This is a genomic window from Paenibacillus sp. FSL K6-1330 (assembly GCF_037976825.1).
Classification (GTDB): Bacteria; Bacillota; Bacilli; order Paenibacillales; family Paenibacillaceae; genus Paenibacillus_AQ.
The window spans coordinates 1,186,632-1,201,535 of record NZ_CP150269.1 but is presented as its reverse complement, the minus strand read 5'-3'; the positions used below and the strand labels follow the sequence as shown (position 1 = coordinate 1,201,535).

At 43.2% G+C, this 14,904-nt stretch carries 14 protein-coding genes and 2 pseudogenes; 5 read left to right on the top strand and 11 right to left on the bottom strand.

Features of this window, described 5'->3' with window-relative positions; translation table 11 throughout:
• Nucleotides 1-31: 31 nt before the first annotated feature.
• The 7 genes from NYE54_RS05260 to NYE54_RS05230 form a co-directional block, all read right to left on the bottom strand.
• A complete protein-coding gene (locus tag NYE54_RS05260) occupies nucleotides 32-1,030 on the bottom strand; it encodes a phosphotransferase (RefSeq protein ID WP_339270555.1) in 999 nt (332 codons plus the stop codon).
• A gap of 155 nt (nucleotides 1,031-1,185) precedes the next feature.
• The gene (lepB, locus tag NYE54_RS05255; RefSeq protein WP_339270553.1) at nucleotides 1,186-1,848 is read right to left on the bottom strand and encodes a signal peptidase I; all 663 of its coding nucleotides are present in this window, start codon (nucleotides 1,846-1,848) and stop codon (nucleotides 1,186-1,188) included.
• 462 nt (nucleotides 1,849-2,310) lie between these two features.
• A complete protein-coding gene (locus NYE54_RS05250; RefSeq protein ID WP_339270551.1) occupies nucleotides 2,311-3,069 on the bottom strand; it encodes an ABC transporter permease in 759 nt (252 codons plus the stop codon).
• Nucleotides 3,066-3,851, bottom strand: a complete 786-nt coding sequence (locus NYE54_RS05245; protein WP_339270549.1) for an ABC transporter permease — start codon at nucleotides 3,849-3,851, stop codon at nucleotides 3,066-3,068. The genes NYE54_RS05250 and NYE54_RS05245 overlap by 4 nt, the downstream gene beginning before the upstream one ends.
• Nucleotides 3,848-4,561, bottom strand: a complete 714-nt coding sequence (locus tag NYE54_RS05240; protein WP_339270547.1) for an ATP-binding cassette domain-containing protein — start codon at nucleotides 4,559-4,561, stop codon at nucleotides 3,848-3,850. The genes NYE54_RS05245 and NYE54_RS05240 overlap by 4 nt, the downstream gene beginning before the upstream one ends.
• Before the next feature lie 92 nt (nucleotides 4,562-4,653).
• Complete coding sequence (locus NYE54_RS05235; protein WP_339270545.1) at nucleotides 4,654-5,664, bottom strand: HAMP domain-containing sensor histidine kinase; 1,011 nt, start codon at nucleotides 5,662-5,664, stop codon at nucleotides 4,654-4,656.
• Nucleotides 5,661-6,338: a response regulator transcription factor gene (locus NYE54_RS05230; protein ID WP_339270543.1), complete on the bottom strand. Its 678-nt coding sequence runs from the start codon at nucleotides 6,336-6,338 to the stop codon at nucleotides 5,661-5,663. The genes NYE54_RS05235 and NYE54_RS05230 overlap by 4 nt, the downstream gene beginning before the upstream one ends.
• Nucleotides 6,339-6,953: 615 nt before the next feature.
• Here NYE54_RS05230 and NYE54_RS05225 point away from each other — a divergent pair.
• Nucleotides 6,954-7,238, top strand: coding sequence for a hypothetical protein (locus tag NYE54_RS05225; RefSeq protein WP_339270542.1), 285 nt, complete (start codon nucleotides 6,954-6,956; stop codon nucleotides 7,236-7,238).
• Between the two features lie 484 nt (nucleotides 7,239-7,722).
• Here the strand turns inward: NYE54_RS05225 and NYE54_RS05220 are convergent.
• Nucleotides 7,723-7,806: pseudogene (locus tag NYE54_RS05220) on the bottom strand (acetyltransferase); the annotation flags it as partial.
• 6 nt (nucleotides 7,807-7,812) lie between these two features.
• A pseudogene (locus tag NYE54_RS05215) lies at nucleotides 7,813-8,271 on the bottom strand (DUF6022 family protein).
• A 182-nt stretch (nucleotides 8,272-8,453) separates the two neighbouring features.
• Between NYE54_RS05215 and NYE54_RS05210 the strand changes: the two are divergent.
• The 4 genes from NYE54_RS05210 to NYE54_RS05195 all read left to right on the top strand — a co-directional run bounded on the left by NYE54_RS05210 (nucleotide 8,454) and on the right by NYE54_RS05195 (nucleotide 13,042).
• Nucleotides 8,454-9,179, top strand: a complete 726-nt coding sequence (locus NYE54_RS05210) for a MerR family transcriptional regulator (RefSeq protein WP_339270540.1) — start codon at nucleotides 8,454-8,456, stop codon at nucleotides 9,177-9,179.
• A gap of 509 nt (nucleotides 9,180-9,688) precedes the next feature.
• A complete protein-coding gene (locus NYE54_RS05205) occupies nucleotides 9,689-10,231 on the top strand; it encodes a DoxX family protein (RefSeq protein ID WP_076325570.1) in 543 nt (180 codons plus the stop codon).
• 263 nt (nucleotides 10,232-10,494) lie between these two features.
• A complete protein-coding gene (locus NYE54_RS05200; protein WP_339270538.1) occupies nucleotides 10,495-11,019 on the top strand; it encodes a DoxX family protein in 525 nt (174 codons plus the stop codon).
• A 1,483-nt stretch (nucleotides 11,020-12,502) separates the two neighbouring features.
• Nucleotides 12,503-13,042, top strand: coding sequence for a DoxX family protein (locus tag NYE54_RS05195; protein WP_339270536.1), 540 nt, complete (start codon nucleotides 12,503-12,505; stop codon nucleotides 13,040-13,042).
• A gap of 566 nt (nucleotides 13,043-13,608) precedes the next feature.
• Here the strand turns inward: NYE54_RS05195 and NYE54_RS05190 are convergent.
• A complete protein-coding gene (locus tag NYE54_RS05190) occupies nucleotides 13,609-13,836 on the bottom strand; it encodes a hypothetical protein (RefSeq protein ID WP_339270534.1) in 228 nt (75 codons plus the stop codon).
• A gap of 289 nt (nucleotides 13,837-14,125) precedes the next feature.
• The gene (locus NYE54_RS05185) at nucleotides 14,126-14,902 is read right to left on the bottom strand and encodes a class III extradiol ring-cleavage dioxygenase (RefSeq protein WP_098742039.1); all 777 of its coding nucleotides are present in this window, start codon (nucleotides 14,900-14,902) and stop codon (nucleotides 14,126-14,128) included.
• Nucleotides 14,903-14,904 lie beyond the last annotated feature (2 nt).

Genomic DNA, 14,904 nt, shown 5'->3' with positions numbered 1-14,904 from the left:
CGTTTCCCGTTAGCGTAATCGATCAGGCAATTTAGATCTCTTTCAGCCATCCTTCAATTTCATTAATTTTCTCTGCATAACGCTTAATAGCTAGTATGGTTCCAGCAACCTGTTCGGTCCCGGCTTTCTGTTCATCGTGATCCGTGCAATCAATCCATAAAGACCGCTTTAGACAATATTCTAGCCAGTCCAACTTCCCTAAAAATCCACTTGCCAGTATCATCCTCCAGTTTGCATGGATTTGGTTTTGTGTTGTTCCCTTATAGCCATCTATGAAAGATAAGAATTTGTCTTTGTCAATCTCGCCCGAATCATTTTCAGACCAATAAATAGCCGTTTCAACTAAATCTTGCTTAGAGTTTCTATATCCTGCACATTCCCAATCAATCAGAATTGGTTTAACATCCCACAAAACATTCTTAGGGTCTAGGTCGCCATGACTGATGACCATATCTGTTGAAATTTGCTTCGCTGAATTTATAGCTTCGGCATTCCAATCGTTAAGCATTTCACTGTTTTCAAATAATATACTTGTCCATTCGGCATTACTCTCTTGCCCTTTTTTCAAATAGAAGTTCCAATCAGTTAGTCTCCGATCTTCAGAAGAATTATTAACTATTCCAAGGTCTGAGAAATCCCCAATATGTAGAGATGAAAGAATGCTACCCATTATTTTGCAATGACCCGTATTTATGTCGCTGGGCTTAAGGCTTTTGCCATCCATCCATTCAAATACGAGACAGAATTGCTCACCCACTTGTTGGATAGAAGCACCATTAAACTTCTTAGCCGGAAGAGCAGGTATATAGTTTGCAGCACGATTAGCAATAAGTTCTGATCTGATGAAGTTTTGCATGGCCGTTGGTCTGGCCATAATTTCTGGGTTTAACGCTTTGACTACATATCTACCTGATGTGGTTTGTACTGCATACATACGATGTAATAAACCGCCTGATAACGCAATAGGGGCAACGGCTATATCACCTAGCCCTAATTCATTACATAGAATCTCAATTTGACGAGGGTCCAATCTATATCCACCTTTCCAGCAACTTCTTCCATCTTAAATATAGTACATGTTCTATGTGGCAATTACGTTATCCTGCCCGTTAGTTGAACAAAGGCAGCCGATCTCGTTAATGGCTGCCTTCTTGTCTTTTATTGAACTAACGTTTCCCGTTAGCTTTACGGGCTACCGATCACCCCAACCACTTTTCCCTCAATTTTATCTGTGGGTAATGGCCCAAAGAATCTGCTATCATTACTGCGAAACCAATCATCACCTACAATATAAATGCTGTCTTCAGGGATCTCAATTTCCTTCATAGTTAATTCCTCAAAATAATTCGCTATATTTTCGATGTTTTTTCTTATGTAATCTTCTAAGTCAACACGCTCTAAAGCTTTTTTCAAACTATCGAGATCAGCACCCAGTCGATGTGCTCTTCCGTAAAAGGCATCAAGCATTTTCCCGTTAATATAGATCTGTCCTTTTTCAATCTTTACTTTTTCGCCAGGTAACCCGATTACTCTAGAAATACTGTACTCACCAAGATTCTTTTTAGTTTCAGGATTTGTAAAGTATACGATATCACCGCGGCTAATCGCATGCTCATTGTAATACTTCAAATCAATCACAACCTGGCCTTCTAAATCATGATTCCCACGATCCATGTTGTCATAGTTATGATTGTAGATGACCTGCTTGGAATCTAACTCATTTTTGGTTACTGTATTAATCGTTGGTTTCGTTATGGAATCAGTGATGATTTTACTTGTTTCCTCTGAACTACTACATGCTGCAAATATCAGTCCAAATACAATAACGATAATGACCACTTTCATCATTTCCCACTCCCCTCGACTTCTTTTCCTTTATACGTAAACTTAAGGTTAAGTGTTCCAAGGTTACAGTGGCTTGATTGAACTAATCTGCCCGTTAGCTTAATGAATTCACGGGCAAAATATCGATTAACTTGTTGAATGATACAAATGGAAATAAGAGGGCATTCCGATGATGGAATCCCTCTCTTCGCTTTGTCTCTGATCTCTTTCATGGTAATTCGTTATCTGATGCCGAAGCCCTTCAATTCTGGATTCCTCAGATTTGGGAAGTCAAGCGTTCGACTTTTTTACTACACATCCAGCACGAACCATGAATTCTCGCTTTCGACAGCCTGCAAAAAGGTAAGAATCCGTTCTTAGATGAAATATTTATTCATTGGATTGCTCAAAAACATCTTTTAACCAAACATCACCATATGGTAGATTATACAAACTGCCAGATGGTGTGTATAAATGATGAAACACTTAGGCATCTCGTTTACGGTAAAATACAATAGCTGCTGTAAAAAAAATCAGTGTCCATAACATTGAAATACCTGTCCCTTGCATGGGTGTAAGGACATTTATCTCATCAGAGGAAGGCGGCATATACATATAATATCCTGCCGTATCCGGAAAATAATTTGTAATACTAGGTAGAAAATCTCTTGACAATGGACTGACAATGAAATAATAACCAAGCAGTATCACTAAAGCAGGAGTGGTTCGTCTCAGTAAAGCACCTATAGCTGCACTGAGAAGTGTGGTTAATGTTAGATAGCCTGTTGCACCTACTAATGATTCTATCATTGCGTCTATTTCAATCACTACTGCTGTGTCTTTCATCATGATAAAGGTATATAGTACACCTGATGCAGTAATAATAAACGCAGCAGGAATAGTTATAATTGCCAATGCCAAATGCTTCGTGGATAATTGGAACCCGCGCCAAGGTATCGTAGTTAAAGTAGTTCGAATCTGTCCACCTGTATACTCCGAACAAGTAGCTAATATACCAAGAATAATGAAGCCTGCTTGAAGATATCCCATAGAAGCAAGACCTATATTCAGTATATTTTGCGTTCCTGCTGCCCCTTGTAGACCAACAGAAGTAAAAGCTGCGGCTAAAACTAAACTAAGAATGAATGTACCCATAAGAGTGAGCCATATCAATGGTAATGTAACTAATTTACCCAGTTCAGCACCAAGGATTTGTGTTATCTTTCTACTAGATGAGACACTCATGCTGCAACGTCCCTCCTATGGAATACAATAGCTGCAACAATGAAAAAAACGACTACCCAGGCAAACATGACTAAACCGCCTGTGAAGGGGGTGTGAAATCTGTCGAATAAACTGCCTGTGGACGGGGTGTGAAGTCTGTCGCTTGTAAACATAAACATTTCAGCGCCAGCCCTATCTGGTAAGTAAAACGCCAACTTTGTAACCTTAGAAAGCAGGACACTAAATGATACAACGGAAGAATTTATTATGAGCACAGCAAGCGGGATGATGCCATTCTTAGTTAGCAAAGTAATCCCAAGTGCTAAAAGAGCAGTGAATGTCCAGTAACAAACTGCACCGATAAGTCTGGACCATTCAAATGCAGGGGCATATTCACCGAGAATAAGATGCGTTGCAGACACAGTTGTCATAATAGCAACAATACATAGCAGTATGCTGATCACTGTCACAGCGCCTGCTTTTGCCAGCAAAAAAAGAAATCGGGATGTAACAACAGTTAAACTTGTTGTAATCTGTTGTCCTCCACCAGATTCACTGCTCTCTGTCAAATACTCACTGCTGACAGCAAGCACCCCAATAATAATGACACCTTGCACACCAAGAGCTAAGCCAATATATCCAACTTCCGTTAGCCGTGTGCTAACTCCAGCTATAATCTCCTCTTTTTGAGCTATACTGTCCAAGGCAGCAATGACCGCTGGGGCAAATGCTCCAATAAGAAAGGCAAGCCAGATGCCCGGCAGGGAGAACAATTTAGATAGTTCTGCGTTGAATGCTCTCATCCAACCTCACCTGCATTTTCAGATGTCAGGGCAAAAAAGGCTTCCTCCAGCGTGGAATGGTTACCTATTACTTCTTCCAATGTTCCATCTGCAACGATTTTTCCATGCTTAATAATCACCACATCATCAACAGTCTCTGCAAGCTCTCCCATTAGATGACTGGACAGTAACACCGTGTTTCCAGAATCAGCACGTTCACGTAAAAATGTCCGAATCCAACGAATTCCTTCCGGGTCGAGCCCATTTACTGGTTCATCTAGAACCAATATTTGGGGATTACCCAGTAGTGCAGCCGCCATTCCAAGTCTTCTCCCCATGCCAAGCGAATAATTCCCAACTCTTTTGTCAGCTGCATTAGTAAGACCCACTATTTCCAGAACTTCCTCGACACGTGAACTAGGTAATCCTGCGGCACGAGCAATCCAACTTAAATGGGCCCTTCCTGTTCGCCTACGATGAGCTCCAGATCCATCCAGTGCGGCACCTACTGTTGCTAGAGGATTATGTAATTCTGCGAATGGCTTGCCATTAATGAGTGCACTCCCTGAGGTGGCACGATCTAATCCAAGCAGGATGCGTAGTGTAGAACTTTTCCCTGCCCCATTCGGACCTAAAAAACCAGTCACTCTACCAGGTCTCGCTTTAAAACTGATACCTGATAAGATTTGTTGAGTTCCGCGATATTTGACTAAGTTATTAATGGTAAGCAACCATAACACTTCCTTTCCGTTATGGTTCCAATTATATAGAAGCAAAGTTACATCACAGCTATCATGTGGTTTACTTCTGGATTACCTTTAGGTTAAGCCCTTGCAATAGCTACACTTGTGCCCTTTTCATTTGATGTAAAGTTCGCTTTCAGATTCATTTTTTTCAACATATAATGACAAGTCGATAAACCAATCCCCGCCCCACGCTCATAGGAAGAGTTATCCAAACCTGGACCTCTGTCTGCAATAATGATCTGTTCTTTTTCTACATCAACCACAATGTTTGCATATTTTCCCTCTGCTGCATGGCGAAGAATATTCTGAAATAAATTATCCAAAACCCGTGTCATCCAATTAGGATCTGCTTCCCAATAAAAAGTATCCTCTGCCGGTAAATCAACATCGAGCTGAATTTCTTTATCTTCAAACACAGGATACCACGCAGCAACAGATGCTCTTACTAAACGTACAATATCTGTTGAAACGGGCCCAAAAGGATGTTTCCCTGATGTAAGCAATGTATAGGACAGTAAATCATCCATTAGATCTCCGACTCTTGTAATCGTATGGTTAATCTCTGTTAACGAGTTTTGTCCTTCGAAACTCATGGATTCTTTATTTAAACTGGTGACATGTCCTCTCAAAATGGTAAGTGGCGTTCGTAAGTCGTGAGATAAATTCGCAATGAGTCGATGTCGTAATAATTCCTCTTCAAATGCTCGCTTGCGACTGTCTTCAAGCTGCTGAATCATCCAATTAAAAGAAATTCCTAACTGGTCTATCTCATCCATGCGATCCGATTGAACAGATATGGGTTTAGGAAATGAATTATTTTTAGCTGAAAATGACATGACTTCCTGTAAGCGGGCGAGACGTTTTTGAAGTTTCAAGAAGAACAGCCAAGATAATATAACAAATGCTACAATAATAAAACCAAACAAAAGTATGGTAACGTAAAATAGATTTAACGTGTTCAGAACTTTTTCATTCATATCAGAAATCCCAAAAAACGCACTGAAGAAAATAAGTGAAATGGGAGGAAAAAAGATAAATAGAAAATGCACTTTTAGAAAACGATGAAATAATGATCTATTCTGTTTCATAGTTTCACCCGATAGCCTATTCCCTTCAACGTTTCAATAATCTCTGAGGAATCCGGATGACGTTCTAATTTTTGTCGCAGTCGATGGATATGCACCATTAATGTTTTATCACCAGTTATATAAGCTTCTTCCCAAATAGCTTCATAAATTTGTTCTTTTGTTAAAACTTGATTAGGGTGGCGTAAGAAGTACATTAAGATTTGATGCTGTTTCCCTGTTAATATAATTTCTTCTCCTGTGCGTTTGTCAAATATCATTTGACCTTCTGGATCTACTTCAATCAGATTTCCTAATGAAATGCGTTCGGATTTTGTTCCACCATTACGACGGATTAATACTTCTAATCTTGCAACTAATTCATCTGTATGGAATGGTTTCGTTAAGTAGTCATCAGCAAATTGTAAACCATCTACTTTATCATCTATCGATGTTCGAGCAGTTAACAGCAAAATAGGAACAGCAGGAGCTGCCTTCTTTAATCGTCTTCCCACAGTAAATCCGTCTAAACCGGGTAACATGATATCCAAAATAACGATTTCATGCTGATTGACTTCTCTTTCGGCTCCTTCACCAGTTAGCAGCCACTGAACTGAAAACCCTCGCTGTTCCAATTCTTCCTTTACCCAACTGCCTATTTTCTCATTATCTTCAATGTATAATACGTTTCTTTTCAAGTAACATCACTCTCTCTACATAGTATTAAAAAATGCAGAACCCGAACCAATCGCATTGACAAACCTCCAGGTTGCTTCATCGTCAAGCCAATTATCCCACTCCTCGTTCCATACTTTTTCATATATTATCATAATTGGGTTCCGAAATATGAAACTCGTACCAAAAACAGGCATTATCGGAATATTAGACGAGCTGCCTCCTGAAATGTAGACAGCTTGATCCTGAACGGCAACATGAAGAAGGAGCAGATGCCACAAGCAGAATGCTCCTTCATTTTGTTAAACTATTCTGCCCGTTAGTTTAATAAAAGGGCGTCTGCCGTCGTCGATGAAATCATATCGGGAATGTAACCAAGTTCTTGTCATCAGTCGGGAATGTAATCAAGTTCTTGTCATTGTATTTTCACAAGAACTTGATAACATAAATATAAAAAGCCGCATAATCAGCGGCTTCTAATGTTACTATGTTTTTGTCACCCGACATTTAAATTAAGGTCTTCCATAGATCGGTCTATTTTTAAAATATTTTCCATAACCTTTTCCTGTTTCTAGGTGTTTAAACTATATAGAGCCACAATTAATAAGGTTCAAAATATAACAATGCGAGGGTTTATTATGTTAAAGAAAATCATGAGGCTGGCTTTGACACCATTACTTGTTATGGCACTTACTCTTAGCGCAGTTGGTATGACATTCGCAGCCCCTGAAGAAGGATTATCCGAAATTCAAATTCGAGAAAAGTTGGATGAAATTAACGATCGTTATGAGGTCGGAGAAGAGTTTAGTGAGGAGGATGCGAGTTTTGTGAAGGAGCATGCTACTTCGGTCTCTAAAAAGAGTGTACAGCCCAGCCTATGGCATAAGGTAATAAAACTTTTTCTGATTCACTTGGTGTTCTAGGTGAATTTGGATTTATCAAATATAACACCACCCTTTTGGAGGATCTTTTAATGGTCTCATTAATGCCCAGACTTCTGACCTCAGTAAACGTAGCAGTATTGGAGTTGAAGCAAGAATTACTGTTTATGGTCTTATAGGTGATAAGGGCTCCTTTGAAATTTTTGGAAAAACTTATGATAGACACGAAAACAATGCCAACTATGCTTTGCGTGAATTGGCTGATAGCTACGGAGGCCTTGGATTTTCAGATGGTAACCCATTCACTATGCACGAAGATTAAGAGAAGAATTATCTTTCATGGAAATGAACGAAAAATATAAAAAAAGGCGCCCATAGCCAGGGCGCCTTTTTTGGGCAAAGATAACTCCTAATATTTTAGGAGCAACCACACATCAATGACAAGGCTTGTTAAAGCCAAGAGGTCACCGATCGTGACGGTTCCTTCGATTTCTCATCGCCGGCCTTCCAGAGAGCTGCAGTTTGTACCGATGACCTCATAATGATACAATACTTGATCTTCGAACGGCTCACCGTTCAATGCATCGTAATTGGAATAGTCCCCTACCATAAATTCTTATTCCTTAATCCGTCGAATCCCTCGCGCGATTTGTTCCCTCTCATGCTCGCTCAGCGAATATAGTACAGGTGCCCTAGGAATATCGAACTTCAGATGAGAATGAGGGATTTCCGTCAATAACGTTCCGATGGGCTGTTGACCATTCTTACTACGTATAACGTTCCAGAATATTCTAGACCTATTTTCCTCGGTTCCCCATTTTTCAAGCGAATTTCGAAATAGCAGACATTTCCCGATTATGAAATCTTGTTCCTTGAGGGGCTCCGTTGCTTCGAACCCGGCGCCTTCAAGGTCTCAAAATAGTGCGGGCATCAACTGATCCAAATAGAGCCCATAGGCAGCATCCTCGATTTCACGAAAAGCGATCGTTAACTCATCAAACATCGAATCGTATAGTGTTTTCCATACCGATTCGATATATTGATTACCTGCTACACAAATCTCCTCAATGGTCATGTCGGAACGCAATACTGGTTTTACTGTCATATAAACTCCTCCTTGAATTGGATTATTTTCATCATATAACATAAAAGCCAATTGGAAGGTTTAGGAGGTACATATGAAGGAAATCAATAAAAAGTCCAGAATAACATTACAATGGTTCTAATGTTGTGCATTTTTTACGAAGGTGGGATAACATGAGCTTTCGACCAAAAAGACTTGCAGAGAAATACGGGTTAAGTAGCAGCACTCTGAGGAACTACGAAGCGAAGGGGTTAATACCTCCTGCAGATCGATCTTCAAATGGATATCGTATGTTCACAGAACGGCATGAAGCTTATCTGGCATGTATTCAAGCCATGGCTGCCGCATTCGGTATGGAAGTAACGAGCGAGGTAATGCATTGTCTTGGGCGAAATGAGTTGGATGACGCATTGTGGATCGTCAGGGATCGAGAGGTCATGCTGCATCGGGAAAAAGTAAGTTTAGATCAACTGGTAAGGGAGTTGAAATCATGTTCTGAAGGTAGTCGAGCTAACGACTCTAACCAATATTTCAGCATCCACGAGGTTTCCAGACGAACGGGGGCTCCTAAATCGGCAATCCGTTACTGGGAGCAGAGCGGCCTGTTCACTGCTAAGCGAGACCCTGATAACGGTTACCGTCTTTATAATGAATCGCATCTCTTTAAAATTAGGATGATTCAGGTACTGCAGAGCTCTGTTTATTCCGAGGAAACCGTGAACTTAAAACAATCCATTGCACGCTTAGAGCTAGAGAACATCGAGCAAGCGATGAAGCTTTCTGAAAGTATTCGAGCTTACCTGCACAAAACGATCAAACTTCAGGCCCGAGCTCTCTATTTTCTATATCGCTTGATTCAAACAACAGGCTTCTCGGAAACAATCGAGGACAATCTTTAATCCTTTTTCCTGTGCTTCCCGTTACTTTATAGGTTTAGGTTTTATGAAATCCATCATGAAATGATGTGCTAAAACATTTTGGACAAAAAGCTTCGTCTTGATCGCATCGCTGATAATGTTGGAGTCAACAACCCCCGACAATGATCGTTAAACGTAACAAACAGATAATGGATAACCATGATGACATAGATATAGCAGTACTTTATGGCTCTAAGCGGAAAGCAGGTAAATGGTAGCCTGACAGCCATCCAAGCGTGCTCCTAACTAGGCATCGCGCACCCGGAAATCGGTGCCCACATTGGATATAACCCCCTCTGAGTATCGCTCATTTTGAAATGTTCACAACTTTGTGATATTTATCACGTGTATTGTGAATATTTTCACTTATAATAAAGACATAGAGAAGGTGATCACTTCCCAAGGCAACAAGAACCAACAACAACGACATCAGAAACAACGTAATGACCCATTAATCCAAAAAATCAAAACTCACTTAAGGAGTGGTTTATATGTTTAACAACTGGCTGAGAACAAACAAATTTGCAATGTGGCTGCTGACTATCATACGGGTATACATCGGTTATGAATGGCTGACAGCAGGTTGGGGTAAATTGACTGGCGGCGGATTTGACGCAGGGGGCTTCCTCCAAGGGGCCATTGCCAATGCAACCGGCGATCACCCAGCGGTACAAGGCTGGTGGGCAGCGTTCCTCGAGCACGCGGCATTACCGGGCGTGAAGCTCTTCAACGTCATCATCCCGCTCGGTGAATTCCTGGTAGGTCTCGGACTCATTCTCGGTACCTTCACAACCTTCGCCGCCCTGATGGGACTGGTTATGAACGCTGCGTTCCTCTTCTCGGGCACCGTGAGCACCAACGCCCAAATGTTACTGCTTGAAGTGCTGATCATCGTCGCTGCTGCCAACGCCGGTAAAATCGGTCTCGACCGTTGGGTACTCCCTTACCTTCGTGGCCTGTGGAATAAAATGACCCACAAAACAAACCAAGATGAAGGTATCGCGCCAACCCCGCTTAAAAAACGCACCGCGTAAAGGTAAAGCAACAAACATGGGATGATGGAGAACCATTCGGTTCTCCATCGTCTTTTTTTCATGCCAAGAACCCATGCCAAGTTCCGACCTTTGCGAATACTGTATTTAAATACAGATTTTTGCAAATATGAATAATTTGTTAGGATGCGACATTAAATAGATCGTTGCTGTTTTTTTCGGCTTCCATCGCGCTTACGAATTTCAAATTTGCAAAAATCTGAAAACAGAAAAAGAGAATGATTATTCATGGAGGAGTGATGCTGGTGTTAATTCAATGGTTGCAATCAAGCAAAATCGCAATGTGGCTGCTGACGGTCATTCGGGTGTATGTCGGGTATAAATGGTTGACGGCAGGCTGGAGCAAGTTAACGGGAGGCTTCGATGCAAGCGGATTTATGCAGGGAGCCATCGCCAAATCCACTGGTGAGCATCCCGCAGTTCAGGATTGGTGGGCCGTATTCCTGAAGCATGCCGCGCTGCCGGGCGTAAAATGGTTCAACGTCATCATTCCGCTAGGCGAATTCCTCGTCGGACTTGGCCTCATTCTCGGCACATTCACTGTGTTCGCCGCCCTAATGGGGCTCGTGATGAACACCGCGTATCTCTTCTCCGGTTCCATCAGCATCAATGGTCAGCTCCTACTGCTCGAATTTCTGATCATCCTCTCGGCTGCAAATGCCGGAAAGATTGGGATCGACCGCTGGCTCATGTCCTACCTCCAAGATAAATTCACCCGCAAAGCAAAAATCAGCAGTGACCCCTCCTCTCTACAGAATCAGGCAGTCTGAAGGGCTTTAAAGCTAAATCAACACCGATGAACATTAGCTGGTTGCTATAACTAGAATCAAAAGCGGCTTGCTTCCTCTTCTGTAAGCTGCCGCTTGACTTCCCTCCTCTCAAAAAGTGGAGACTGACTCATTCTCACCGCTTAATCCGATTGACTGCTTATCTCCTCTTTGAGCTTTTTCATGCAAACTGCAGGTTACTGTTGGTGCTATTACTGTTGCTTCTCTGCACAACTGCATACTGCTGCCGCCTGGCTGATGGTGCTGTTGGTGCTGGTTCGGGAAACTGCTGCTGTTTCTGTTAGTGCAACTGCTGCAAGCCTGTACGTCACTACTTCTGTTGGCTGTTATTGCCTTGTGACACGCTGCTGCAACTAGTTTTGTTTAGTGCAAATGCTACTACTGCACTGTTCCTATTGCTGCGACTACTGCACTGCTACTGCTACTGCTACTCGTATGGCTGCTGCCGCAATTACTACTATCGCTACTACTTGCTGCTGCATTTTTTTACTCATTGCTGAAACTGCCACAGCTACAGTATGCTAGTGCTACTACTGATTGCCGCTATTGCCGCTTATACCACGGCTACTGTAATTCCTGTTGCTGCAACTGCTGCGGCTACCACACTACTGCACTGCTACTCCTATTGCTGCTGCAGCAAATTACTACTACTATCGCTGCTACTTCCTGCTACTCACTGCTGCTCACTGCTGCATTGTCACTTCCATTGCTGAAACTGCCGCTCCTGCAGCTATGCTGTGCTACTACTTCCTGCTGCATTGTTACTCATTGCGGAAACTGCCACTACTACAGCTATGCTAGTGCTAATACTGATTGCCGCGATTGCTTCTACCATCGCTCCTGTAATTCCTGTCGCTGCAACTGCTGCGGCTACCACACTACTGCACTGCTACTCCTAGTGTTGCTGCCGCAAATTACTAATACTATCGCTGCTACTTCCTGCTGCATTGTTACTCATCGCGGAAACTGCCACTACTACAGCTATGCGAGTGCTACTACTGGTTGCGGCAATTACTTCTACACGGCTCCTGCAATTACTGTTGCTGCAACTACTACTGAGATTATAGTGCTACTTACCACAGCTACTGCTTCTACGACTACTACCTCTACAACTACTCCCCGCTCCTGCAAACTACTTATTGCTGCAACTACTCTACTACAACACTACACCATTACTGTAACTTTAACTGTACCTCTTAACTTCAACCGACGGGTGATCGCGGCCTCAATCCCGATCATCCGTCTTTTGCTGTACGTTAACTGCGTCAACCCGTAAAATTTTTTATGATGTTTATCACAAATGTGATTTTAATCACATATATTGTGATTTATTTCACTTATAATAAAGACATGAAAGAGATGATCATCTTCCTGAAACAACAACAACGCAGAACTTCAACGCACCTGAGAATTTGCAAGGAAGCTTTCATAAAAAGAAAATTCATACTTTTAAGGAGTGGTTTATATGTTTAACAACTGGCTGAGAACAAACAAATTTGCAATGTGGCTGCTGACTATCATTCGTGTCTACATCGGTTATGAATGGATGACAGCAGGTTGGGGTAAATTGACAGGCGGATTTGACGCAGGCGGCTTCTTGCAAGGCGCGATTGCGAAGGCAGCCGGCGATCACCCCGCCGTACAAGGCTGGTGGGCAGCGTTCCTCGAACACGGAGCACTGCCAGGCGTGAAGCTCTTCAACGTTATCATCCCGCTCGGTGAATTCCTGGTAGGTCTCGGACTCATTCTCGGTACCTTCACCACCTTCGCCGCTCTGATGGGACTGGTTATGAACGCCGCGTTCCTCTTCTCGGGCACCGTGAGCACCAACGCCCAAATGTTACTGCTTGAAGTGCTGATCATCGTCGCTGCTGCCAACGCCGGTAAAATCGGTTTCGACCATTGGGTACTCCCTTACCTCCGCGGGTTGTGGAACAAAATGACCCATAAAACAACCAAAGGCGACGGAACCACGCACACACCATTCAAAAAACAAACGGCATAACATAGTAGGTAACTGTAGTTAAAAAATTCTACCCTATTGATTAGACAGCCTGGCTTGAGCAATCAAGCCGGGTTGTTTTTTGTTATGGCAGCGTTCGAGCGTTGTTACATGCATTGCTTAACGAGTGCATTGGGACACTGCTTAGCGAGTTTATACAACATTGCTTAACGAGTACATGCGAAACTGTTAACGACTTACAATTTTAGCGGACTCAGCGGACCTTATTTTGACCAAAAGCACCATTTCTTTAACACTAACGGACCAGAGATCCGTTATTCACCGAAATAGGCCATCATTTTACGGATTATCCGCAACTTAACGGATCGTGTGTCCGATAACCCCCGCAATATCGTGCGTATAGCAAAAATAGCGGATCAGAGGTCCAAAGAGCGTTGTACTCATTCGAACGCCGTCATACGTTTGAGCTTTGCATACATTTGAGCTTGTGCTTACGTTCGAGCGACGTACATGTGACGCTGCTTAACGACTTACAATTTTAGCGGACTCAGCGGACTTTATTTTGACCAAAAGCACCATTTCTTTGACACTAACGGACCAGAGATCCGTTATTCACCGAAATAGGCCATCATTTTGCCGATTATCCGCAACTTAACGGATCGTGTGTCCGATAACCCCCGCAATATCGTGCCGATAGCGAAAATAACGGATCTGAGGTCCGATACTGCCGCCCCTACGGTCTGAGCAAGTGCACTGATCTGCAACTTAACGGATCGTGTGTCCGATAACTCCCGCAATACCGTGCGTATAGCAAAAATAGCGGATCTGAGGTCCAATACTGCCGCTCCTACGGTCTGAGCAAGTGCACTGATCTGCAACTTAACGGATTCTGTGTCCGATAAACCTCGCAATATCATGCCGATTACGAAAATAGCGGATCTGAGGTCCGATATTTGCCGGGCCGCCGACGGACTGACTAAGTACACTGGTTACCCAATAACGCCCCCCACTATCTTCTGCTTCTCCCCACAGACATCTGCCCCGACTCGCTGCCAACGAAAATCCCACACACAATCCCCTCTAACACAACAAAAGCCGAGCTTGTGATCCAAGCCCGGCATCTCATTATTCGAATGACCAGCAGTTCAGACTCAAACTGCCATATTGGTAAGATTGAAACAATCGTTTTGCCTTGCGGCCGGTATCGGCAGCACCCATTGCATAGAACAAAGGGACAAAATGCTCCCGTCCATAAGATGGGACCGCATCGCTGGCATGAGGCGCTTTTTTGTCAAACGCAAACAAATTATTCAGATTCCATTCCGTCAGCTGCTTCGCGATCCATTCATCGAATGCAGCCGCCCATTCATCAGGCTCATCGCTCTCATGCACCATCCGCAGATTGTGCACCAAACCGCCGCTCCCGATAATCAGGATGCCTTCCTCACGCAAATCGGACAGCATCGTACCGATGGAATATTGTTCGTGTGGCGAGCGCTTGGAGTCCACAGACAAGGCCACCACAGGAATATTCGCATCGGGGTACATTTTGCGCAGAATGACCCATACCCCATGGTCCAGTCCACGGCCAGTCACGGCTTTGGCATGCAGATTACTTGCCTCAAAACGCTGACGAATCTGAGCAGCCAGCTCCGCACTGCCTGGGGCAGGATACGTGATCTGGTACATTTCCTCCGGAAATCCGTAAAAATCATGCATCGTGCCATGCACTGCATCTTCAGTCAGCCGCTGATCCGGATCGTCCCAATGGGCAGAAAATACCGCTATGCCTCTAGGTACAGGCAGCTCCCGCCCCAATTGCTCAAGGAAGCGGGTGTACTCGTTGTCCTCCAGGGCCATCATCGGCGAACCATGGGCAATAAATAAAGCAGGTAACGTCATCG